General features: G+C 71.6%; 19 protein-coding genes. 18 read left to right on the forward strand and 1 reads right to left on the reverse strand.

Going from position 1 to position 23,388, the window contains the following annotated elements; translation table 11 throughout:
• From AB0E62_RS11185 to AB0E62_RS11245, 13 genes are all read left to right on the forward strand, one after another.
• On the forward strand, positions 1-1,656 hold the full coding sequence (locus AB0E62_RS11185) for a UDP-N-acetylmuramoyl-L-alanyl-D-glutamate--2,6-diaminopimelate ligase (protein ID WP_362191048.1): 1,656 nt from the start codon (positions 1-3) through the stop codon (positions 1,654-1,656).
• Positions 1,657-1,660: 4 nt separating this feature from the next.
• Positions 1,661-3,076, forward strand: coding sequence for a UDP-N-acetylmuramoyl-tripeptide--D-alanyl-D-alanine ligase (gene murF, locus AB0E62_RS11190; protein WP_362191050.1), 1,416 nt, complete (start codon positions 1,661-1,663; stop codon positions 3,074-3,076).
• Complete coding sequence (mraY, locus tag AB0E62_RS11195; RefSeq protein ID WP_181795209.1) at positions 3,076-4,146, forward strand: phospho-N-acetylmuramoyl-pentapeptide-transferase; 1,071 nt, start codon at positions 3,076-3,078, stop codon at positions 4,144-4,146. Before murF ends, mraY begins: the two co-directional genes overlap by 1 nt.
• Positions 4,128-5,564 carry a UDP-N-acetylmuramoyl-L-alanine--D-glutamate ligase gene (murD, locus tag AB0E62_RS11200; protein WP_362191052.1) on the forward strand — a complete coding sequence of 479 codons (1,437 nt, stop codon included), beginning with the start codon at positions 4,128-4,130 and terminating at the stop codon, positions 5,562-5,564. Before mraY ends, murD begins: the two co-directional genes overlap by 19 nt.
• Before the next feature lie 68 nt (positions 5,565-5,632).
• Positions 5,633-6,994 (forward strand): putative lipid II flippase FtsW, encoded by a 1,362-nt coding sequence (gene ftsW, locus AB0E62_RS11205; RefSeq protein WP_362191054.1) that lies wholly within the window; start codon positions 5,633-5,635, stop codon positions 6,992-6,994.
• 6 nt (positions 6,995-7,000) lie between these two features.
• A complete protein-coding gene (murG, locus tag AB0E62_RS11210; RefSeq protein WP_289965574.1) occupies positions 7,001-8,089 on the forward strand; it encodes an undecaprenyldiphospho-muramoylpentapeptide beta-N-acetylglucosaminyltransferase in 1,089 nt (362 codons plus the stop codon).
• 26 nt (positions 8,090-8,115) lie between these two features.
• Complete coding sequence (locus AB0E62_RS11215) at positions 8,116-8,907, forward strand: FtsQ-type POTRA domain-containing protein (protein ID WP_362191057.1); 792 nt, start codon at positions 8,116-8,118, stop codon at positions 8,905-8,907.
• Positions 8,908-9,186: 279 nt separating this feature from the next.
• The gene (gene ftsZ, locus AB0E62_RS11220) at positions 9,187-10,395 is read left to right on the forward strand and encodes a cell division protein FtsZ (protein WP_362191059.1); all 1,209 of its coding nucleotides are present in this window, start codon (positions 9,187-9,189) and stop codon (positions 10,393-10,395) included.
• The gene (pgeF, locus tag AB0E62_RS11225; protein WP_362191061.1) at positions 10,392-11,120 is read left to right on the forward strand and encodes a peptidoglycan editing factor PgeF; all 729 of its coding nucleotides are present in this window, start codon (positions 10,392-10,394) and stop codon (positions 11,118-11,120) included. The genes ftsZ and pgeF overlap by 4 nt, the downstream gene beginning before the upstream one ends.
• 6 nt (positions 11,121-11,126) lie before the next feature.
• Positions 11,127-11,846 (forward strand): YggS family pyridoxal phosphate-dependent enzyme, encoded by a 720-nt coding sequence (locus AB0E62_RS11230; protein ID WP_362191063.1) that lies wholly within the window; start codon positions 11,127-11,129, stop codon positions 11,844-11,846.
• Positions 11,847-11,974: 128 nt separating this feature from the next.
• Positions 11,975-12,616 carry a cell division protein SepF gene (gene sepF / locus AB0E62_RS11235; protein WP_362191065.1) on the forward strand — a complete coding sequence of 214 codons (642 nt, stop codon included), beginning with the start codon at positions 11,975-11,977 and terminating at the stop codon, positions 12,614-12,616.
• 59 nt (positions 12,617-12,675) lie between these two features.
• On the forward strand, positions 12,676-12,966 hold the full coding sequence (locus tag AB0E62_RS11240) for a YggT family protein (RefSeq protein WP_362191067.1): 291 nt from the start codon (positions 12,676-12,678) through the stop codon (positions 12,964-12,966).
• A 52-nt stretch (positions 12,967-13,018) separates the two neighbouring features.
• Positions 13,019-14,188, forward strand: coding sequence for a DivIVA domain-containing protein (locus AB0E62_RS11245; protein ID WP_362191069.1), 1,170 nt, complete (start codon positions 13,019-13,021; stop codon positions 14,186-14,188).
• A 450-nt stretch (positions 14,189-14,638) separates the two neighbouring features.
• On the opposite strand, the gene ileS is transcribed toward AB0E62_RS11245, so the two are convergent.
• Positions 14,639-17,782, reverse strand: coding sequence for an isoleucine--tRNA ligase (gene ileS, locus AB0E62_RS11250; RefSeq protein WP_362191071.1), 3,144 nt, complete (start codon positions 17,780-17,782; stop codon positions 14,639-14,641).
• Between the two features lie 605 nt (positions 17,783-18,387).
• On the opposite strand from ileS, the gene AB0E62_RS11255 reads away from it, so the two are divergent.
• The 5 genes from AB0E62_RS11255 to AB0E62_RS11275 all read left to right on the forward strand — a co-directional run bounded on the left by AB0E62_RS11255 (position 18,388) and on the right by AB0E62_RS11275 (position 23,382).
• A complete protein-coding gene (locus AB0E62_RS11255) occupies positions 18,388-19,470 on the forward strand; it encodes a TraR/DksA C4-type zinc finger protein (protein ID WP_362191073.1) in 1,083 nt (360 codons plus the stop codon).
• 59 nt (positions 19,471-19,529) lie between these two features.
• Positions 19,530-20,183: a signal peptidase II gene (lspA, locus tag AB0E62_RS11260; RefSeq protein WP_362191075.1), complete on the forward strand. Its 654-nt coding sequence runs from the start codon at positions 19,530-19,532 to the stop codon at positions 20,181-20,183.
• Between the two features lie 74 nt (positions 20,184-20,257).
• Positions 20,258-21,202: an RluA family pseudouridine synthase gene (locus AB0E62_RS11265; RefSeq protein ID WP_362191077.1), complete on the forward strand. Its 945-nt coding sequence runs from the start codon at positions 20,258-20,260 to the stop codon at positions 21,200-21,202.
• A complete protein-coding gene (locus AB0E62_RS11270; protein WP_362191079.1) occupies positions 21,193-21,666 on the forward strand; it encodes a GNAT family N-acetyltransferase in 474 nt (157 codons plus the stop codon). The genes AB0E62_RS11265 and AB0E62_RS11270 overlap by 10 nt, the downstream gene beginning before the upstream one ends.
• A gap of 129 nt (positions 21,667-21,795) precedes the next feature.
• Entirely contained in the window at positions 21,796-23,382 is a 1,587-nt protein-coding gene (locus tag AB0E62_RS11275) for a Na+/H+ antiporter (protein ID WP_362191081.1), read from the forward strand.
• Positions 23,383-23,388: the final 6 nt, after the last annotated feature.

The following is a 23,388-nucleotide window of genomic DNA, read 5'->3' on the forward strand; positions in this document are numbered from 1 at the left end:
GTGACAACGATCACCCCCGATCCCGGGAACCAAGGGCTCCAGAGCCCCTCACTTCGCTCCGGAGCGGGTACGCCCGGTACGCTCACCGCCGTGCCACACGCTGATCAGTCCCAAACCACCCAGAAGGGCGCTTCCGTGACATATCCGGGACCGCCGCGACCGGTTCAGGTCTCCGCCACCCCCCTCGCGGAACTGGCCGATCAGCTGGGTACCGCCGCTCCCGACGCCGCCGCCGAGGTCACGGGGATCACCCACGACTCGCGCGCCGTCCGCCCCGGCGACCTGTACGCGGCCCTGCCGGGCGCCCGGCTGCACGGCGCCGACTTCGCCGCCCAGGCCGCCGGCCTCGGCGCGGTCGCCGTGCTCACCGACGCCGACGGCGCCGAGCGCGCCGCCGCCACCGGCCTGCCGGTCCTGGTCGTGGACGACCCGCGCGGGCGGATGGGCGAACTGGCGGCCCGGATCTACGGCCGGCCCGGCCGCGATCTGCTCCAGATCGGCATCACCGGCACCTCCGGCAAGACCACCACCGCCTACCTGGTGGAGGGCGGCCTGCGGACCGCCCGCGCCACCGGGCTGGTCGGCACCGTCGAGACCCGCATCGGGGACGAGCGGATCAAGTCCGAGCGCACCACCCCCGAGGCCACCGACCTCCAGGCCCTGTTCGCCGTCATGCGCGAACGCGGCGTCGAGGCGGTCGCCATGGAGGTCTCCAGCCACGCCCTGGTCCTCGGCCGGGTCGACGGCTGCGTGTTCGACGTCGCCGTCTTCACCAACCTCAGCCCGGAACACATGGAGTTCCACTCCGACATGGAGGACTACTTCCGGGCCAAGGCACGGCTGTTCACGCCCGAGCGCAGCAGGCTCGGCGTGGTCAACGCGGACGACGAGTACGGCCGCCGGCTCGTCGAGGAGGCGACCGTCCCGGTCGTCACCTACTCCGCCGAGGGCCACCCGGACGCCGACTGGCGCGCCCAGGACGTCCAGACCGGCCCGATGGACTCGACGTTCACCGTCCTCGGCCCCGGCGGCGAGCGGATCCACGCCAAGTCGCCGATCGCCGGACCCTTCAACGTGGCGAACACCCTCGCCGCCATCGCCGCCCTCGCCGCGGCCGGCCTCGACCCGCAGGCCGCCGCCGACGGCATCGCCGCCGTACCGGGCGTGCCGGGCCGCCTGGAGCGCGTCGACGCCGGGCAGCCCTACCTCGCGGTCGTCGACTACGCCCACAAGACGGACGCGGTCGAGTCGGTGCTCAGGGCGCTGCGCAAGGTCACCAAGGGCCGGCTGCACGTCGTCCTCGGCTGCGGCGGCGACCGCGACCGGACCAAGCGCGCCCCGATGGGCGCCGCCGCCGCCCGGCTCGCCGACACGGCCGTACTGACCTCCGACAACCCCCGTTCCGAGGACCCCCTCGCGATCCTCGCGACCATGCTCGAGGGCGCCGCCTCGGTGCCCGCGCACGAGCGCGGCGAGGTGCTCCTCTTCGAGGACCGGGCCGCCGCCGTCGCCGCCGCCGTGGGCCGCGCCCAGGCCGGCGACACGGTGCTGGTCGCGGGCAAGGGTCACGAGCAGGGCCAGGACATCGCCGGCGTGATCCGTCCCTTCGACGACCGCCAGGTGCTTCGCGAAGCTATCCAGAAGACCCAGGGATGAACTTGTGATCGCCCTCTCCCTCGCCGAGATCGCAGCAGTCGTCGGCGGGCAGACGCACGACATACCGGATCCGTCCGTGCAGGTCACGGGACCGGTCGTCCGGGACTCCCGGGAGGTGGTGCCCGGCAGCCTGTTCGCCGCCTTCGTCGGCGAGCGGGTGGACGGCCACGACTACGCCCGGCAGGTCGTCGAGGCCGGCGCGGTCGCTGTGCTGGCCGCCCGGCCGGTCGGCGTCCCCGCCATCGTGGTGGACGACGTCCAGGCCGCCCTCGGCGCCCTCGCCCGGCACGTCGTGGCCCGGCTCGGCACGACCCTCGTGGCGCTGACCGGCTCGGCCGGCAAGACCAGCACCAAGGACCTGATCGCCCAGGTGCTCGGGCGCAGGGCGCCGACCGTGTTCACGCCCGGCTCGCTCAACAACGAGATCGGGCTGCCGCTGACCGCCCTGTCCGCCACCGAGGAGACCAGGTTCCTCGTGCTGGAGATGGGCGCCCGCGGCATCGGGCACATCCGCTACCTCACCGGCCTCACCCCGCCGCGGATCGGCCTGGTGCTCAACGTCGGCTCCGCGCACATCGGGGAGTTCGGCGGGCGCGAGCAGATCGCCCAGGCCAAGGGCGAGTTGGTGGAGGCGCTGCCCCCGGCGGGCGAGGGCGGCGCGGCGATCCTCAACGCCGACGACCCGCTGGTGAAGGCCATGGCCTCCCGTACCCAGGCGAAGGTGATCCTTTTCGGAGAGTCGGCCGAAGCGGACGTACGCGCCGAGAACGTACGACTCACGGACAGCGGACAGCCGGCCTTCACGCTTCACACACCCTCCGGTGCAAGCGATGTGACGATGCGCCTGTACGGTGAGCACCACGTGTCGAACGCGCTCGCCGCGGCCGCCGTCGCCCATGAGCTGGGCATGTCCGCGGAAGAGATCGCCCTCGCGCTCTCCGAGGCGGGCTCCCTCTCCCGGTGGCGCATGGAGGTCACCGAGCGCCCGGACGGCGTGACCATCGTCAACGACGCCTACAACGCCAACCCCGAGTCCATGCGGGCCGCCCTCAGGGCGCTCGCGGCCATGGGCAAGGGGCGCCGCACGTGGGCGGTGCTCGGCAAGATGGCCGAGCTGGGGGACGAGGCGCTCGCCGAGCACGACGCCGTCGGACGGCTCGCCGTCCGGCTCAACGTCAGCAAGCTCGTCGCCGTCGGGGGGATTGAGGCCTCCTGGCTGCAATTGGGCGCATATAACGAGGGTTCGTGGGGTGAGGAGTCGGTGCACGTGTCCGACGCACAGGCGGCGGTCGACCTGTTGCGCAGCGAGTTGCGCCCGGGGGACGTCGTGCTCGTGAAGGCGTCCCGGTCGGTGGGGCTGGAGAGCGTCGCCCAGGCGCTCGTCGAGGCCGGTACCGAGGGTGAGGTCGCCGCCCGATGATGAAGCAGATCCTGTTCTCGGGAGTCATTGGCCTCTTCCTGACGCTGGTCGGCACCCCGCTGCTGATCAAGCTGCTGGCCCGCAAGGGCTACGGCCAGTACATCCGCGACGACGGCCCGCGCGAGCACGCCAGCAAGCGCGGTACGCCGACGATGGGCGGTATCGCCTTCATCCTGGCGACCATCGCCGCGTACTTCCTGAGCAAGCTCATCACCGGCTACGCGCCGACCTACTCCGGTCTGCTGGTCCTCGGCCTGATGTTCGGCATGGGCCTTGTCGGCTTCCTCGACGACTACATCAAGATCGTCAAGCGTCGGTCGCTGGGTCTGCGGGCCAAGGCGAAGATGGCCGGCCAGCTGATCGTCGGCATCGCCTTCGCCGTGCTGTCCCTCCAGTTCTCCGACGCCCGCGGCAACACCCCGGCCTCCACGAAGCTGTCGTTCATCACCGACTTCGGGTGGTCGATCGGCCCGGTGCTGTTCGTCGTCTGGGCGCTGTTCATGATCCTCGCGATGTCGAACGGCGTGAACCTCACCGATGGTCTGGACGGCCTGGCCACCGGCGCCTCCGTGCTCGTCTTCGGCGCCTACACCTTCATCGGCGTCTGGCAGTTCCAGGAGTCCTGCGCCAACGCGCAGACCCTGACCAACCCGGGCGCCTGCTACGAGGTGCGCGACCCGCTCGACCTCGCGGTGGTCGCCTCCGCGCTCATGGGTGCCTGCCTCGGCTTCCTGTGGTGGAACACCTCGCCGGCGAAGATCTTCATGGGCGACACCGGCTCGCTCGCCCTCGGCGGTGTCCTCACCGGCCTGGCCATCCTCTCCCGCACCGAGCTGCTGGTGGCCATCATGGGCGGCCTGTTCGTCCTCATCACCATGTCGGTCGTCATCCAGGTCGGCTCCTTCCGGCTCACCGGCAAGCGCGTCTTCCGGATGGCGCCACTCCAGCACCACTTCGAACTCAAGGGTTGGTCCGAGGTCCTGGTGGTGGTCCGCTTCTGGATCATCCAAGGCATCTGTGTGATCGTCGGACTGGGCCTCTTCTACGCGGGATGGGCAGCGGACAAGTGACCTCCACCTCGGGGCTCTCCGACTTCCAGGGCAAGCGCGTCACCGTCGCCGGGCTCGGCGTCTCCGGCGTCCCGGCGGCCAAGGTGCTGCACGCGCGCGGGGCCGTCGTCACGGTCGTCAACGACGGCGACGACGCCCGCGCGCGGGAACAGGCCGCGGAACTGGAGGCGCTCGGCATCACCGTGCGCCTCGGCGACGGCGCCACCCTGCCGGAGGGCACCGAGCTGATCGTCACCGCGCCCGGCTGGCAGCCCGGCAAGCCGCTGTTCGCCGCCGCCGGGCAGGCCGGGGTGCCGGTCTGGGGCGACGTGGAGCTGGCCTGGCGGCTGCGCGGCCCGGACGCGGCCCCCTGGCTGGCCGTGACGGGCACCAACGGCAAGACCACCACCGTGCAGATGCTCGCCTCCATCCTCGAGGCGGCGGGCCTGCGCACGGCCGCCGTCGGCAACATCGGCGTCTCCCTGCTGGACGCGGTCCTCGGCGAGGAGGAGTACGACGTCCTCGCCGTGGAACTGTCCAGCTACCAGCTGCACTGGGCGCCCTCGCTGCGCGCCCACTCGGCCGCCGTCCTCAACCTGGCGCCGGACCACCTGGACTGGCACGGCTCCATGGAGGCGTACGCGCGCGACAAGGGCCGTATCTACGAGGGCAACAAGGTCGCCTGCGTCTACAACGTCGCCGACCGGGCCACCGAGGACCTGGTGCGCGAGGCCGACGTCGAAGAGGGCTGCCGGGCGGTCGGGTTCACCCTCGGCGCCCCGGCGCCGTCCCAACTCGGCGTGGTGGACGGCATCCTGGTCGACCGTGCCTTCGTCGAGGACCGGCAGAAGAACGCGCAGGAGCTGGCCGAGGTCTCCGACATCCACCCGCCGGCCCCGCACAACATCGCCAACGCCCTCGCTGCGGCGGCCCTCGCGCGCGCCTTCGGGGTGCCCGCCGCTGCCGTGCGCGACGGCCTGCGGGCCTTCCGCCCGGACGCCCACCGCATCGCGCACGTGGCCGACCTCGACGGGGTCGCGTACGTGGACGACTCCAAGGCCACCAACACCCATGCCGCGGAAGCCTCGTTGGCGGCATATGAGTCGATCGTATGGATCGCGGGCGGACTGGCGAAGGGCGCCACCTTCGACGAACTGGTCGCCAAGTCGGCCGAGCGGCTGCGCGGTGCGGTCCTGATCGGTGCCGATCGGGCCCTGATCCGCGACGCCCTCGCGCGACACGCCCCGGAAGTACCCGTGGTCGACCTCGACCGGACCGACACTGGGGCGATGCTCCAGGCGGTGACGGAGGCCAAGCGGCTGGCCCGGCCCGGCGACACGGTGCTGCTGGCCCCGGCCTGCGCCTCCATGGACATGTTCACCAACTACAACCAGCGCGGCGACGCGTTCGCGGCGGCGGTCCGCGAACTCGGCGCCTGAACCCGGCCGCCTGCCGGGCGGATCTTGGGAGGGACGCGTGGGACGGTCGACGTTCAGCGGAGGCACCGATGCCCGGTAGCCGCACCGGCCGGCCGCCCGTACAGCGGGCGTCCCGCCGTCCCGCCGCGCCCCGCGTCCCGCGCGAGAACCCGGTACAGCGGCTCTGCACCCGCGCGCGCAAGGCCTGGGACCGGCCGCTGACCGCCTATTACCTGATCCTCGGCGGCAGCGTGCTGATCACCGTGCTGGGCCTGGTGATGGTCTACTCGGCCTCCCAGATCACCGCGCTCCAGCTGTCGCTGCCCGGGTCCTACTTCTTCCGCAAGCAGTTCCTCGCCGCGCTGATCGGCGGCGCACTGCTGTTCGCGGCCTCCCGCATGCCGGTGAAACTGCACCGAGCGCTGGCCTACCCGATCCTGGCCGCCGCCGTCTTCCTGATGGCCCTGGTACAGGTGCCGGGGATAGGGATGTCGGTCAACGGCAACCAGAACTGGATCTCCCTCGGCGGCTCCTTCCAGATCCAGCCCAGCGAGTTCGGCAAGCTCGCCCTGGTGCTGTGGGGCGCCGACCTGATCGCCCGCAAGCAGGAGAGAAGACTGCTGGCCCAGTGGAAGCACATGCTGGTGCCGCTGGTCCCGGTCACCTTCCTGCTGCTCGGTCTGATCATGCTCGGCGGCGACATGGGCACCGCGATCATTCTCACGGCGATCCTCTTCGGCCTGCTGTGGCTCGCGGGCGCGCCGACCCGGCTGTTCGCCGGGGTACTGTCGGTCGCCGGCCTGATCGGGGTGCTCCTGATCAAGACCAGCGCCAACCGGATGGCCCGGCTCGCCTGCATCGGCGCCACCGAGCCCAAGAGCGGGGTCGCCGACTGCTGGCAGGCCGTGCACGGGATCTACGCGCTCGCCTCCGGCGGATTCTTCGGCTCCGGGCTCGGTGCGAGTGTGGAAAAATGGGGCCAACTCCCCGAAGCCCACACCGACTTCATCTTCGCCGTCACCGGTGAGGAACTGGGCCTGGCGGGGACGCTGTCGGTGCTCGCCCTGTTCGCGGCTCTAGGCTATGCGGGTATCCGCGTGGCCGGACGCACGGAGGACCCCTTCGTGAGGTACGCCGCGGGAGGCGTGACCACCTGGATCACCGCCCAGGCGGTGATCAACATCGGTGCGGTGCTCGGCCTGCTGCCGATCGCCGGCGTCCCCCTCCCGCTGTTCTCCTACGGAGGGTCCGCCCTGCTGCCGACCATGTTCGCCATCGGGCTGCTGATCGCCTTCGCGCGCGACGAGCCCGCTGCGCGGGCGGCGCTTGCGATGCGGCAACCCCGCTTTGGTAGAAAGCGGGCGGGAGGCTCCGGTGCCGAGCGGGGGCCTCGGAGATGGAACACGATGCGACGGCGTGCCTCGGCGGCGCGTTCGTCCGGAGAGCGGTGAATTTCGGTGCATGTCGTACTCGCCGGTGGGGGGACCGCCGGCCACATCGAGCCCGCGCTCGCCCTCGCGGACGCCCTGCGCAGGCAGGACCCGACCGTGGGAATCACGGCCCTGGGCACGGAGCGCGGCCTGGAGACCCGGCTCGTCCCGGAGCGCGGCTATGAACTGGCGCTGATCCCGGCGGTGCCGCTGCCCCGCAAGCCCACCCCCGAGCTGATCACCGTCCCGGGCCGGCTGCGCGGCACCATCAAGGCCGCGGAGCAGATCCTGGAGCGCACCAAGGCGGACGTCGTGGTCGGCTTCGGCGGCTATGTCGCGCTGCCCGGCTATCTGGCGGCCAAGCGCCTCGGGGTGCCCATCGTCATCCACGAGGCCAACGCCCGCCCCGGTCTGGCCAACAAGATCGGCTCGCGCTACGCGGCCCGGGTCGCCGTCTCCACCCCGGACAGCAAGCTGCGTGACGCCCGCTACATCGGCATCCCGCTGCGCCGCTCCATCGCCACGCTGGACCGCGCCGCCGTCCGGCCCGAGGCCCGGCACCGCTTCGGCCTCGACCCCAACCTGCCCACGCTGCTCGTCTCCGGCGGCTCGCAGGGCGCCCGGCGGCTGAACGAGGTGACGCAGACGGTCGCCCCCTGGCTCCAGCAGGCCGGCATCCAGATCCTGCACGCGGTCGGCCCGAAGAACGAACTGCCGCAGGTGCAGCAGATGCCGGGGATGCCCCCCTACATCCCGGTAAGTTACCTGGACCGGATGGACCTCGCGTACGCCGCGGCCGACATGATGCTCTGCCGCGCGGGCGCGATGACCGTCGCCGAACTCTCCGCCGTGGGCCTGCCCGCCGCGTACGTCCCGCTGCCGATCGGCAACGGCGAACAGCGGCTGAACGCCCAGCCGGTGGTCAAGGCGGGCGGCGGACTCCTCGTGGACGACGCGGAACTGACGCCCGAGTGGGTGCAGCAGAACGTGCTGCCGGTGCTCGCCGACCCGCACCGGCTGTACGAGATGTCCCGCTCGGCAAGCGAGTTCGGCCGCCGGGACGCCGACGAGCTGCTCGTCGGCATGGTGTACGAGGCGATCGCCTCGCGCCGTTAGGACCGTATGACGAAAGGGCAGTGAGGGTGGCCGGACCGACTACCGCCGAGCGCGGGGAACGCCAGCAGGGGTCGTCCGGCCAGCCGCCCGCCCGCGGCCCCAGGCGGCGTCTTCGCAGAATCGTCATCCTGGCCATGGCCGTCGTCCTGCTCGGGGCCGCCGGCGCCTGGATGGTGTACGGCTCGCAGTGGCTGCGGGTGCGGCACGTCCCGGTGTCGGGCACGCGCGTGCTGACCCCCGCACAGGTGCGCGAGGCGGCCGACGTGCCCGTCGGGGCACCGATGGCGTCCGTCGACACGGGTGCCATCGAAGCCCGGCTCCGCCGCGAACTGCCCCGGATCGACACCGTGGACGTGGTGCGTTCCTGGCCCACGGGGATCGCCCTGAATGTGAGCGAGCGCACTCCGGTCCTGCTGATCCGCAAGGGCGGGAACTTCGTCGAAGTCGATGACGAGGGTGTCCGTTTCGCTACGGTTTCCCAGGCGCCGAAAGGCGTTCCGAGTCTGGAACTGTCCGCGCCCCGGAAGGGGCCCGGCGCCGCGAGCCTGCGGCGCTTCGGCACCGGCCGCCTGGTGCGCGCGGCCGTCCGGGTCGCCGGCGACCTGCCCGCTCCCGTGGCGCGCACCGCCCGGACCGTCCACGTGCGCTCCTACGACGCCGTCTCCGTGGAGTTGGGCGACGGCCGCACGGTGGCATGGGGCAGTGACGAACAGGGCCGCGCCAAGGCACGGGCCCTCACGGCTCTCATGAAAGCAGCTCCCGGCGCACGGCACTTCGACGTCACCGTTCCCACCGCCCCTGCGTCATCAGGGAGTTGACGCACATCAGCGCAGGCCAACCCCCTGGTTGGGCACCGCTACGGCTGATCACATAGGGTGAAAAGAAAAACGGGAGGTTCGGCGTGTTCGTTGAACGGGCGCCACTTGTCGACTTAGTGTCCTGTTCGGAAGACTCCAGGGAACAGACACACTGGTAACCCTAAACTTCAAGGTTAGGGTTCGGGTCGGCGCTACGGACCGTCCCATTCGGCATCCGTCGTCCCGGCGCGGGGCACCGCACGGCGGCGACAACGTAATTCGAGGCGAGAGGCCTTCGACGTGGCAGCACCGCAGAACTACCTCGCAGTCATCAAGGTCATCGGTGTCGGCGGCGGTGGTGTCAATGCCATCAACCGGATGATCGAGGTCGGTCTCAAGGGCGTCGAGTTCATCGCCATCAACACCGACGCACAGGCGCTGTTGATGAGCGACGCCGACGTCAAGCTCGACGTCGGCCGCGAACTCACCCGCGGACTCGGCGCCGGAGCCAACCCGGCCGTCGGCCGCAAGGCCGCCGAGGACCACCGCGAGGAGATCGAGGAGGTCCTCAAGGGGGCCGACATGGTCTTCGTGACGGCCGGTGAAGGCGGCGGCACCGGCACCGGCGGGGCGCCCGTCGTGGCCAACATCGCACGCTCGCTCGGCGCCCTGACCATCGGCGTGGTCACGCGCCCGTTCACCTTCGAGGGACGGCGCCGCGCGAACCAGGCCGAGGACGGCATCGCCGAACTGCGCGAGGAGGTCGACACCCTCATCGTCATCCCGAACGACCGGCTGCTGTCCATCTCGGACCGCCAGGTCTCGGTCCTGGACGCCTTCAAGTCCGCGGACCAGGTCCTGCTCTCCGGCGTTCAGGGCATCACCGACCTCATCACCACCCCCGGCCTGATCAACCTGGACTTCGCCGACGTGAAGTCGGTCATGTCCGAGGCCGGTTCGGCCCTCATGGGCATCGGCTCGGCCCGCGGCGACGACCGCGCGGTGGCCGCGGCCGAGATGGCGATCTCCTCGCCGCTGCTGGAGGCGTCCATCGACGGCGCCCGGGGTGTGCTGCTCTCCATCTCCGGCGGCTCCGACCTCGGCCTGTTCGAGATCAACGAGGCCGCCCAGCTGGTCAGCGAGGCAGCCCACCCCGAGGCCAACATCATCTTCGGCGCGGTCATCGACGACGCCCTCGGCGACGAGGTGCGGGTCACCGTGATCGCGGCCGGCTTCGACGGCGGCCAGCCGCCGGCCCGCCGGGACAACGTCCTCGGCTCGGCCTCCGGTTCGGCCCCCGCCCGCCGCGAGGAGCCCGCCCCGGCCCGGCCGAGCGAGCCCAGCCGTCCGTCCTTCGGCTCGCTGGGCAGCGTCAAGCCGAAGGAGGAGCCGGAGCCCGCACCCGAGCCGGTGCCGGACATCCCGGTCGCCCCCCCGGCACCCCCGGCGCCGCGGACCTACTCGGACAGCGCGGCCGAGGAGCTGGACGTCCCGGACTTCCTCAAGTGATAGGACGGCGCGAGAGCGTGAGCGGCGCGCACTTCGCCTTCACCGACCGGTGGGGCGGGGTGAGCGCCGCTCCGTATGAGGAGCTGAACCTCGGCGGCGCGGTCGGCGACACGCCCGAGGCGGTGCGCGGCAACCGCGAACGGGCGGCGAAGTCGCTCGGCCTGGACCCGGACCAGGTCGTGTGGATGAACCAGGTGCACGGCGCCGAGGTCGCCGTGGTGGACGCGCCGTGGGGAGACCGGGGGGTGCCGGAGGCCGACGCGGTCGTCACCGCCCGGCGCGGACTGGCCCTGGCCGTCCTCACCGCCGACTGCGTGCCGGTGCTGCTGGCCGACCCCGTGGCCGGGATCGCCGCCGCGGCCCACGCGGGCCGGCCCGGCATGGTGAAGGGCGTCGTCCCCGCCGCCGTACGGGCCATGGTCGAACTCGGTGCCGAGCCGGGCCGGATCGTCGCCCGCACCGGACCGGCCGTGTGCGGCCGGTGCTACGAGGTGCCGGAGGCGATGCGCGCCGAGGTGGCCGCCGTCGAGCCGGCGGCGCACGCCGAGACGAGCTGGGGCACGCCGGCGGTCGATGTGAGCGCCGGCGTGCACGCCCAGCTCGACCGGCTCGGGGTGTGCGACCGGGCGCGAACGCCGGTGTGCACGCTGGAGTCGAAGGATCACTTCTCGTACCGCCGCGACCGCACCACCGGGCGGCTCGCAGGCTACGTCTGGCTGGACTGATAGGGCATGACGGACCGTAAGACCGAACTCGCCGCGAATCTGGCGAAGGTGGAGGAGCGCATCGCCGCCGCGTGTGCGGCGGCGGGGCGCGAGCGGGAGGAGGTGACCCTGATCGTGGTCACCAAGACCCACCCGGCGGGCGATGTGCGGATCCTGTCGGAGCTCGGTGTGCGCCATGTCGCCGAGAACCGTGACCAGGAGGCGGGCCCGAAGGCCGCCGCCTGTGCGGATCTGCCGCTGAAGTGGCACTTCGTCGGTCAGCTGCAGACCAACAAGGTGCGTTCCGTGGTCGGTTATGCCGATGTCGTACAGTCGGTCGACCGTTCCCGGCTCGTCACCGCGCTGTCGAAGGAGGCGGTACGGACGGGGCGCGAGGTGGGCTGTCTGCTCCAGGTCGCGCTCGACGCCGGAGCGAGCGGCCGGGGCGACCGCGGCGGCGTGGCCCCCGGCGGAATCGAAGAGTTGGCCGGTCTCGTCGCCGACGCGCCCGGGCTGCGGCTCGACGGACTGATGACCGTCGCTCCGCTGACCGGGGAGTACGCGGGACGCGAACAGGCCGCGTTCGAGCGGCTCATGGATTTGTCGACCGACCTGCGCCGGGCCCATCCGGCTGCAACCATGGTGTCGGCAGGGATGAGCGCGGACCTCGAACAGGCCGTGGCCGCCGGGGCGACACATGTGCGCATTGGCACCGCGGTACTCGGAGTCCGCCCCAGGCTCGGGTAACGTCGCCAAGAAGTCGGACCACAGCAGAAAATATGGTCAATGCCCGTGAAGTTGGGCACAACGACCACGTGGATCGCGGGCACTTGGCAGTCGTCAGCCGATCCACCACAGAGCGGAGGACTCAGAGCATGGCCGGCGCGATGCGCAAGATGGCGGTCTACCTCGGCCTCGTGGAGGACGATGGGTACGACGGCCGCGGATTCGACCCCGACGACGACTTCGAGCCGGAGCTGGACCCGGAGACCGAGCGGGACCACCGACGGCACGAACCGTCACATCAGCCGCATGGTGCGCATTCGCCCCAAAGGGACGAAGAGGTACGGATCGTGCAGCCACCCGCGCCTCGCGAACCGGTTGCCCGTTCGACTTCGCTCGCCGCGGAATCCGGACGTCCGGCGCGTATCGCGCCCGTGGCATCCATCACACAAGAACGCCAGTCCCTGGAGAAGAACGCGCCGGTGATCATGCCCAAGGTTGTGTCGGAACGAGAGCCTTACCGAATCACCACGCTTCACCCGCGGACCTACAACGAGGCCCGTACCATCGGGGAACACTTCCGTGAAGGCACCCCGGTGATCATGAATCTGACTGAGATGGATGACACAGACGCGAAGCGACTTGTCGACTTTGCGGCCGGTTTGGTGTTTGGTCTTCACGGCAGCATCGAACGGGTGACGCAGAAGGTGTTCCTGTTGTCTCCTGCTAACGTCGATGTCACGGCGGAGGACAAGGCCCGCATCGCAGAGGGCGGGTTCTTCAACCAGAGCTGAGACGCAGGACCGGACCGAAGCACGGAAAAGCATGGACAGGGGAGAGGGAACCGCAGGCCATGAGCGTGTTCGCGCAGGTGATCTACATCGCGCTGATGGTGTTCCTTGTCATCCTCATCTTCCGGCTGGTCATGGACTACGTCTTCCAGTTCGCCCGCTCGTGGCAACCCGGCAAGGCGATGGTGGTCGTTCTGGAGGCCACCTACACTGTCACCGATCCACCGCTGAAGCTTCTGCGGCGGTTCATCCCGCCGCTGCGTCTCGGGGGCGTGGCGCTCGACCTGTCCTTCTTCGTACTGATGATCATCGTCTACATTCTCATCTCCATCGTGCAGAGCTTCGTGAGATGAGGGTGGACGATCCGGTCTTGCCGACTGCCGATGACTACGTTGAGGTGAAGAGATGCCGTTGACCCCCGAGGACGTGCGGAACAAGCAGTTCACGACCGTCCGCCTCCGAGAAGGCTATGACGAGGACGAGGTCGATGCCTTCCTCGACGAGGTCGAAGCCGAACTGACCCGTCTGCTCCGCGAGAACGAGGACCTGCGCGCCAAGCTGGCCGCCGCGACGCGAGCCGCCGCGCAGAACCAGCAGAACGCGCGCAAGCCTCCGGAGCAGGATCAGCAGCAGCAACACCCCCAGCAGCAGCACCCCCAGCAGCAGCAACACCCTCAGCAGCAGGGCATGCGAGGTCCCGGCCAGCCGGTGCCCGCCGGGATATCGGGCCCGCCGCAGCAGCAGATGGGTGGCCCCATGGGTGGTCCGCCCCAGCTGCCGAGCGGTGCCCCGCAGCTGCCCGCCGGCCCCGGCGGTCAGGGCGGCCCGCAGGGTCCCGGCCCGATGGGCCAGGGTCCGATGGGTCAGGGCCCGATGGGCGGTCAGCCGCCCATGCAGCAGCAGATGGGCGGCCCGATGGGCGGTCCCATGGGTGGCCCCATGGGCGGTCCGATGGGCGGCCCCGGTCAGGGCCCCGGCGGCGACAGCGCCGCCCGTGTCCTCTCGCTGGCCCAGCAGACCGCCGACCAGGCGATCGCCGAGGCCCGTTCCGAGGCCAACAAGATCGTCGGCGAGGCCCGCAGCCGCGCCGAGGGTCTGGAGCGTGACGCCCGTGCCAAGGCCGACGCCCTGGAGCGGGACGCGCAGGAGAAGCACCGCGTGGCCATGGGCTCCCTGGAGTCCGCGCGCGCCACGCTGGAGCGCAAGGTCGAGGACCTGCGCGGCTTCGAGCGCGAGTACCGCACGCGGCTGAAGTCGTACCTGGAGTCGCAGCTGCGTCAGCTGGAGACCCAGGCCGACGACTCGCTGGCCCCGCCGCGCACCCCGGCCACCGCCTCGCTGCCGCCGTCCCCGGCGCCCTCCATGGCCCCGGCCGGCGCCGGTGCCCCGTCCTACGGCGGCAACCAGTCGATGGGCGGTTCGCAGGCCCCGTCCGGTCCGTCCTACGGCGGCCAGCAGCAGATGACCCCGGCCATGACGCAGCCCATGGCCCCGGTCCGTCCGCAGGGCCCGTCCCCGATGGGCCAGGCTCCCTCGCCGATGCGCGGGTTCCTGATCGACGAGGACGACAACTGAGCACCCCACACGGTGCGTAGGACGCCTTAGGCGTCGGCAGCGTTCAGGGCGCGGCCCCGGATCACGATCCGGGGCCGCGCCCTTTTCGCGCGGGCTGGCGGGTGGGTCCCTCTGCGCTGTGCTCCTGTGCGCCGGGCGCGTGGGGGCCTTTCAGGGGCGCGGGCTCGCAGGGGAGCGCGGGCGCACGGCAGTTCTCCACCGGAGCGCGGCGCACACGTCGGACGGGCGGGGGCTCCCGGAAGCCGTGCGGCCGCGATGATCGTTTTCGGGTACCCTTCGTCGTGCGCCGGGGTGCGTAGCGCAGTCGGTCGTCGCGCCTCGATGGCATCTAGGAGGACGCCGGTTCGAATCCGGCCCGCCCCGGCGCACCCGATCGTTCTCCACCGACGCCGAAGGCCCGGCCCCCCGCTACGGGGAACCGGGCCTTCCGGCTGTCCGACGACGGCGTGGCTACGCCTTGCGCAGGCGGAACGTCAGCGACAGGCCCTCGTCGGTGAACGGCTCGCCGTAGCTGTCGTCGGCCTCGCCCTGGGCGAAGTCGGTCGCGAGGACCTCGTCGGCGATCAGCCCGGAGTGCTCGGACAGGGCCGCGAGGACCGCCGGGTCCGTGGAGGTCCAGCGCAGCGCGATCCGGTCGGCCACGTCCAGGCCGCTGTTCTTGCGGGCCTCCTGGATCAGCCGGATCGCGTCCCGGGCCAGACCCGCCTGCCGCAGTTCCTCGGTGATCTCCAGGTCCAGCGCCACCGTGGCACCGGAGTCGGAGGCCACCGACCAGCCCTCGCGCGGGGTCTCCGTGACGATCACCTCGTCCGGGGCCAGGGCGATGGTCTCACCGTCGACCTCCACGGACGCCGTGCCCTCGCGCAGCGCGAGGGACAGCGCGGCGGCGTCGGCGCCCGCGATGGCCTTCGCCACGTCCTGCACCCGCTTGCCGAACCGCTTGCCCAGCGCCCGGAAGTTGGCCTTGGCGGTCGTGTCGACCAGGCTGCCGCCGACCTCGGACAGCGACGCCAGGGACGAGACGTTCAGCTCCTCGGTGATCTGCGTGTGCAGCTCCGGGTCCAGGGACTCGAAGCCGGCCGCCGCGATCAGCGCGCGGGACAGCGGCTGACGGGTCTTGACGCCCGACTCCGCGCGTGTGGCCCGGCCCAGCTCCACCAGCCGGCGCACCAGCACCATCTGCCGGGACAGCTCCGGGTCGATCGCCGACAGGTCGGCCTCGGGCCAGGCGGACAGGTGCACGGACTCCGGCGCGCCCGGGGTGACCGGCACGACCAGGTCCTGCCACACCCGCTCGGTGATGAACGGGGTGAGCGGCGCCATCAGCTTGGTGACCGTCTCCAGCACCTCGTGCAGCGTGCGCAGCGCGGCCTTGTCGCCCTGCCAGAAGCGGCGGCGCGAGCGGCGGACGTACCAGTTGGACAGGTCGTCGACGAACGCGGACAGCAGTTTGCCGGCGCGCTGGGTGTCGTAGCCCTCCAGCGCCTGGGTCACCTGGTCGGTCAGCGCGTGCAGTTCGGACAGCAGCCAGCGGTCCAGCACCGGGCGCTCGGCCGGCGCCGGGTCCGCCGCGGACGGCGCCCAGCCCGACGTACGGGCGTACAGCGCCTGGAAGGCGACCGTGTTCCAGTACGTCAGCAGCGTCTTGCGGACGACCTCCTGGATGGTGCCGTGGCCGACCCGGCGCGCGGCCCACGGGGAGCCGCCGGCCGCCATGAACCAGCGCACCGCGTCCGCGCCGTGCTGGTCCATCAGCGGGATCGGCTGGAGGATGTTGCCCAGGTGCTTGGACATCTTGCGGCCGTCCTCGGCCAGGATGTGGCCCAGACAGACGACGTTCTCGTACGACGACTGGTCGAAGACGAGGGTGCCGACGGCCATCAGCGTGTAGAACCAGCCGCGGGTCTGGTCGATGGCCTCGCAGATGAACTGGGCCGGGTACCGGCTCTCGAACAGCTCCTTGTTCTTGTACGGGTAGCCCCACTGGGCGAACGGCATCGAACCCGAGTCGTACCAGGCGTCGATGACCTCGGGCACGCGCGTGGCGGTCTTGCCGCAGCCCTCGTGCGGGCAGGCGAAGGTGACGTCGTCGATGTACGGCCGGTGCGGGTCGAGGCCGGACTGGTCGGTGCCGGTCAGCTCGGTCAGCTCGGTGAGGGAGCCGACGCAGGTGAGGTGGTCGTCCTCGCAGCGCCAGATGGGCAGCGGGGTGCCCCAGTAGCGGTTGCGGGACAGCGCCCAGTCGATGTTGTTGTTCAGCCAGTCGCCGTAGCGGCCGTGCTTGACCGTCTCCGGGAACCAGTTGGTCTTCTCGTTCTCCCGGATGAGCCGGTCCTTGGCCGCCGTCGTACGGATGTACCAGGAGGGCTGTGCGTAGTAGAGCAGCGCGGTGTGACAGCGCCAGCAGTGCGGGTAGCTGTGTTCGTACGGCAGGTGCTGGAACAGGAGGCCGCGCTGCGACAGGTCCTCGGTGAGCTTTTCGTCCGCCTTCTTGAAGAAGACGCCGCCGACCAGGGGGACGTCCTCGGCGAAGGTGCCGTCCTGGCGGACCGGGTTCACCAGCGGCAGGCCGTAGGCGCGGCAGGTACGCAGGTCGTCCTCGCCGAAGGCCGGGGACTGGTGGACCAGACCCGTGCCGTCCTCGGTGGTGACGTAGTCGGCGTTCACCACGAAGTGCGCCAGCTCGGGGAACTCCACCAGCTCGAAGGGGCGCTGGTACGTCCAGCGCTCCATCTCGGCGCCGGTGAAGGTCCGGCCCGTGCTCTCCCAGCCCTCGCCGAGCGCCTTGGCGAGCAGCGGCTCGGCGACGACGAGCTGCTCCTCGCCGTTGCTCGCGACGACGTAGGTGACGTCCGGGTGCGCGGCGACCGCCGTGTTGGACACCAGCGTCCAGGGGGTGGTCGTCCACACCAGGAGCGCGGCCTGGCCGGCGAGCGGGCCGGAGGTGAGCGGGAAGCGGACGTACACGGACGGGTCGACGACCGTCTCGTAGCCCTGCGCCAGCTCGTGGTCGGACAGGCCGGTGCCGCACCGCGGGCACCAGGGGGCGACGCGGTGGTCCTGGACCAGCAGGCCCTTGTTGAAGATCTCCTTCAGCGACCACCACACGGACTCCACGTACTCGGGGTCCATCGTGCGGTAGGCGTCGTCCAGGTCGACCCAGTAGCCCATGCGGGTCGTCAGCTCGGTGAACGCGTCGGTGTGCCGGGTCACCGACTCGCGGCACTTGGCGTTGAACTCGGCGATGCCGTACGCCTCGATGTCCTGCTTGCCGGAGAAGCCCAGCTCCTTCTCGACGGCCAGCTCGACGGGCAGGCCGTGGCAGTCCCAGCCGGCCTTGCGGGCCACGTGGTAGCCCCGCATGGTGCGGAAGCGGGGGAAGACGTCCTTGAAGACGCGCGCCTCGATGTGGTGCGCGCCGGGCATGCCGTTGGCGGTGGGCGGCCCTTCGTAGAACACCCACTCGGGGCGGCCCTCGGACTGCTCCAGGCTCTTGGCGAAGATCTTCTGCTCGCGCCAGAAGTCGAGCACGGCGTGCTCAAGAGCGGGCAGGTCGACCTGTGCGGGCACCTGGCGGTACGTCGGCGCTGTCATCTGCGAGCATCCTCCAACGGACTTGCTGCCTTCCGTCGGAGGGACGAGAGCCTTCGATCCTGTGGACGCCGTGTGCGGCGCGCTCCCGCGGTACCACCCTCCTTGGCCCCCCGGTGCGCCGTACGCGCCGGTGAGCCCCCTCATTGGGTTCGCGAAGCCGGTTCTACTCGCCGTGGCCCTCGGGCTGCGGCTTTCTTCCGGCGGCTCCGGGGTGATCTTCACGTCGCGCTCGCCCCCGGGCTCACACCGTCCCCGGGTCGCTCTGGGCTGCGTACGCCGCTACTCGTCCCCATCCACGCTTCTCGCTCCGCCCAGTGTACGGCGCCGCGCGGACAGCGGCGGACCGGTTTTCCCGGGGCGGGGGCGCGGGGCCGGCGACCGGGCCGGATGACCCGAATGGCGAGGGGGTGCCGGGACCGGTCCGGGCCGGCCGGTGGCGGCGGATTACCCGGCGGGGAGCTGGGCACAACGGATGCAGGCCCGTGGCCTCGGGGGGTGCGGGCGGGCGAATCGGGCGGTGTGCCCCGTTGCCGCGGGACCCAAGTCGATTTATCGTCCCAGCACGATTCGCGAGCAAGATCACAATATGTGAAGGGGCCGCGGCCATGGTGGCGAAGAAGACCGCCGTACAGCAGCCGGCGACCGCGACGACCGGCGCGCGGCCTGCCGCCAAGAGGACGGCCCCGGCCAGGACAGCCCCGGCCGAGACGGCCGCGAAGAAGCCGGCGGTCACGAAGAAGGCGGCTGCCGGGACGAAGGCGGCGGACGGGACCAGGACGGCCGTCGCGAAGAAGACGGCGGGTGCCGAGAAGAAGGCGATCACCAAGAAGACAGCCGCCGGCAAGAAGACGGTCGCCGGCAAGAAGGCGGCGGCCGGGAAGAAGGCGGCCGGGAAGAAGACGGCGGGTGCGGACGCGGTCGCGGCGAAGTCCGCCGCCGAGAAGGTGCCCGCCGGGGAGGCGCCCGCCATGACGGCGGCCGCCGGGGAGGTGACCGCAGGGAAGGGGGCGACGGAGAAGGAGGCCCCGAAGGAGGCGGGCGCGAAGAGGGCGGGCGTCGCGGCGGCGGCCGCCGGGAAGACCGTCGCCGACAGGACCGCCGTCCCCGGGGAGGCCGCCGCCGGGGAGGCCGCGGTGACGGAGACGGCGCACAACAGCACGGCCAAGAAAGCGGGCGCGGCGCGGGCCGCCAAGCAGACGGGAGCCACGACGGTGGTTGCGAAGAAGACTCCTGGCACGGCCACGGCGGAACAGACCGCCGTCCCCAAGGCGCGCGCGGGCGCGGCGGAGCCCGGCGAACTGGCGGTGCGCCCCGGCGAGGACCCCTGGTCCCCCGAGGAGGCCGGTGAGGCGCGCGCGGAGCTGCAGTCCGAGCTGGAGCGGCTGCGGGCGGAGATCAGCTCCTCCGAGGCCTCCCTGGCCGGCCTGATGCGGGACTCCGGGGACGGCGCCGGCGACGACCAGGCCGACACCGGCACCAAGAACATCACCCGCGAGCACGAACTGGCGCTGGCCGCCAACGCGCGCGAGATGCTCACCCAGACCGAGCGCGCCCTGGAACGGCTGGACGCGGGTACCTACGGTCTGTGCGAGAACTGCGGCAATCCCATCGGCAAGGCCCGCATGCAGGCGTTCCCGAGGGCGACGCTGTGCGTGGAGTGCAAGCAGAAGCAGGAACGCCGCTCCTGAGGGCGCCCCGCCGTGCCGTAGTCTCGTGCCCAGTCAGGTACCTAGGCTGAGGGACTCACGTGGCAGAGGCGGAGCGCATCATCGGTACGCCGGACACCCCGGACGACGATCACCAGCAGACGGCGGCGGCCGGTGCGGCCGCCGGCGCCGAGGCCGCCGGTGCGTCCGGGGAGACCGGCACGGACGGCGCGAGCGGGCAGCGGACCCCGGCGGCGCACAAGCCCGGCCGCGGGCGCCGGATCGCCGTGCTGTTCTCGGTGGCCGCCTTCGCGTACGCCCTCGATCTGATCAGCAAGATGCTCGTCGTCGCCCGGCTGGAGGGCCGCGCGCCGATCCGGGTCGTCGGGGACCTGCTGGAACTGCACGTCATCCGCAACCCCGGCGCCGCCTTCAGCTTCGGCGCGGCCTTCACGGTGATCTTCTCGCTGATCGCCGCGATCGTGATCGTGGTGATCGTCCGGCTGGCCCGCAAGCTGTACAGCTTCCCCTGGGCGGTCGCGCTCGGCCTGCTGCTCGGCGGCGCGCTCGGCAACCTCACCGACCGGATCTTCCGGACGCCCGGCGTCTTCGAGGGAGCGGTGGTGGACTTCATCGCGCCCAAGGGGTTCGCGGTGTTCAACCTCGCCGACTCGGCGATCGTGTGCGGCGGCATCCTGATCGTGGTGCTGTCCTTCTACGGCCTGGACCCGGACGGCACGGTCCACAAAGACTGAGGTCAGGGCCTCGGGCAGGGAAGTTGTCCACAGGCTCGTTCGGTGCCGCGCGGCCCGTCCGGCATACTCGACGGGTGAGCACGATTCCCGAGATCCGCACCCTGCCCGTGCCCGACGGCCTGGAGGGCGAGCGCGTCGACGCCGCCATCTCCCGCATGTTCGGCTTCTCCCGCACGAAGGCGGCGGAGCTGGCCGCGGCCGGCAAGGTCCAGGTCGACGGCGCGGTGGTCGGCAAGTCCGAGCGGGTGCGCGGCGGCGCCTGGCTGGAGGTCGAGATGCCGCAGGCGCCCGCGCCGGTCCAGGTGGTCGCCGAGCCGGTCGAGGGCATGGAGATCGTGCACGACGACGATGACGTGGTCGTGATCGTCAAGCCGGTCGGCGTGGCCGCGCACCCGTCGCCCGGCTGGTCCGGCCCGACCGTCATCGGCGGCCTCGCCGCCGCCGGGTACCGGATCTCCACCTCCGGCGCCGCCGAGCGCCAGGGCATCGTGCACCGTCTGGACGTGGGCACCTCGGGCCTGATGGTGGTCGCCAAGTCGGAGTACGCGTACACGTCGCTCAAGCGCCAGTTCAAGGAGCGCACGGTCGACAAGCGCTACCACACGCTGGTCCAGGGCCACCCGGACCCCACGAGCGGCACCATCGACGCTCCCATCGGCCGCCACCCGAACCACGACTACAAGTGGGCGGTCACGGCCGAGGGCAAGCCGTCGGTGACCCACTACGACCTGATCGAGGCATTCCGCGCCGCCTCCCTGCTGGACGTGAAGCTGGAGACGGGCCGTACCCACCAGATCCGCGTCCACATGGCCGCCCACCGCCACCCGTGCGTCGGCGACCTCACCTACGGCGCCGACCCGACCCTCGCCAAGCGGCTGGGCCTGACCCGCCAGTGGCTGCACGCCGTCCGCCTCGGCTTCGAGCACCCCGGCGACGGCCGCTGGGCCGAGTTCGAGAGCGACTACCCCGAGGACCTCCAGAAGGCCCTCGACCAGGTCCGGGAGGAGACATGGGCGTGAGCCCGCGCTGCACCGTCCGGATCGCCGAGGACCCCGCCGACCGCGAGGCCTGCTTCGCGGTGCGCAAGGAGGTCTTCGTGGTCGAACAGGGCGTCGCGGAGGACATCGAGTACGACGCCCACGACGCCGTGGCCGTGCATGTGCTGGCGGTCCACGAGGACGGCCGGCCGCTGGGCACCGGCCGGCTGCTGCACGGCGCGGCGGCCGCGCAGAAGACCGGTGCGGACGCCTCCGTCGGCTCGCTGGGCCGGCTCGCCGTCCTGCGGGCGGCGCGCGGGCTCGGTGTCGGCGCGGCCCTGGTGCGTGCCATCGAGGACGCGGCACGCGCGCGCGGCCTCGCGGCGGTGGACCTGCACGCGCAGACCCAGGCCCTGGGTTTCTACGAACGCCTGGGCTACACGGCGTACGGCCCGCAGTTCCCGGACGCCGGCATACCGCACCGGGCGATGCGCCGGTCCCTCTGAGAACCGGCCCTCCCGGCCCGGCGGGATGCCGAGGGGCGCCGGCCGCGCGGGTACGTCGTGCGGAATCCGCAGGTCGCGATGGCAGACTGGAATCCGGCCGTGTGATCGTCGACCCCCGGAGCGCCGTCCGTGGACCAGCTGGCTCTGTTGTTCGTACTGCTGCTCGGGGCCCTGGTGAGCGTCCCGCTGGGCGACCGGCTGGGGATGCCGTCGCCGGTACTGATGACCCTGTTCGGCGGGGCCCTGGCCGTCGCTGATTTCGTGCCCAACGTGGACATCCCGCCCGAGCTGATCCTGCCCGCGCTGCTGCCCCCGCTGCTCTACGCCGCCGTCCGCCGCACCTCCTGGCGGCAGTTCGCGGCCAACGTCCGCCCGATCTTCCTGCTGGCCGTCGCCCTGGTGTTCGTGACGATGGTGAGCGTGGCGTTCGTCGCCCACCAGATCGTGCCCGGACTGCCGTTCGCCGCAGCCGTCGCCCTCGGCGCCCTGATCGCCCCGCCCGACCCGGTCGCCGCGACCAGCGTCGCCGGACAGCTCGGGCTGCCGCGCCGGCTGGTGTCCATCCTGGAGGGCGAGGGGCTGTTCAACGACGTCACGGCCATCGTCCTGTACCACGTGGCGATCGCCGCCGCCGTCAGCGGCACGTTCTCGGCCTGGCAGGCGGGGCTGGACCTGGTGCTGTCCGCCGTCGTCGCGGTGGCCGTGGGACTGGTGCTGGGCTGGGGCGCGAACAAGCTGATGGGCCTGCTGGGCGATCCGACGCTCCAGATCGGCATGACCCTGCTGGTGCCCTACGCCGCCTACGTGCTCGCGGAGCGGCTGCACGGCTCCGGGGTGCTCGCCGTGCTCACCACCGCCCTCTTCCTCGCCGAGTACGCCACCGACGCCGACGACGTGCTGACCCGGCTCGCCGGGCACACCTTCTGGGACATCACCGACACCCTCGTCACCGGCGTCGCCTTCGGGCTCATCGGCCTGGAGCTGCACAACGCCATCCGCACGGCCCAGGGCCGGTGGGCCGAGATGCTCGGCTGGGCGGCGGCCGTCGTCGGCGTGGTGGTCGTCGTCCGGCTGCTGTGGCTGCTGCCGGCGACCTGGCTGACCAAACGGCTGCACGCCCGCCGGGACTACGACGAGGAGATCCCGGTGAGCTGGCGGGAGACCGTCGTCATGTGGTGGGCCGGGATGCGCGGGGTGGCCTCGGTGGCGCTGGCGCTGGCCGTGCCGCTGCGCACCGACGACGGCTCGCCCTTCCCCGACCGGGACGAGATCGTCTTCATCGCCTTCGGGGTGATCGTCGCCACCCTGGTGGTGCAGGGGCTGACCCTGCCCTGGCTGGTGCGGCGGCTCGGCGTGCGGGCCGACTCCGCGCGGGAGAAGGAGTTCGAGAAGGACCTGGCGGTACGGGCCGCGAAGGCGGCCAAGCGGCGGCTGCGGGAGATCGAGCAGGTGGAGGAGCTGCCCGAGGAACTGTCCGAGCAGATGCTGCGGCGCGCCTTCGAGATCGGCATCCGGATCAGCCCGGACATGGGGGAGGAGGAGCGGCGCGAGGCCCAGCTCCAGCGGGTCAAGCGGATCAAACGGGTGCGGCGCATCCAGAACGAGATGCTGAGCGCCGCGCGGCACGAGGTGCTGGCCGCGCGGAGCGAGCCCGGCGCGGACCCGGAGATCGTGGACCGGGTCCTGCGCCATCTCGACGTACGCAGTCTGCGCTGACCTCCG

Origin of the sequence: Streptomyces sp. NPDC038707 (genome assembly GCF_040636485.1) — a bacterium.
Taxonomy (GTDB): Bacteria; Actinomycetota; Actinomycetes; order Streptomycetales; family Streptomycetaceae; genus Streptomyces.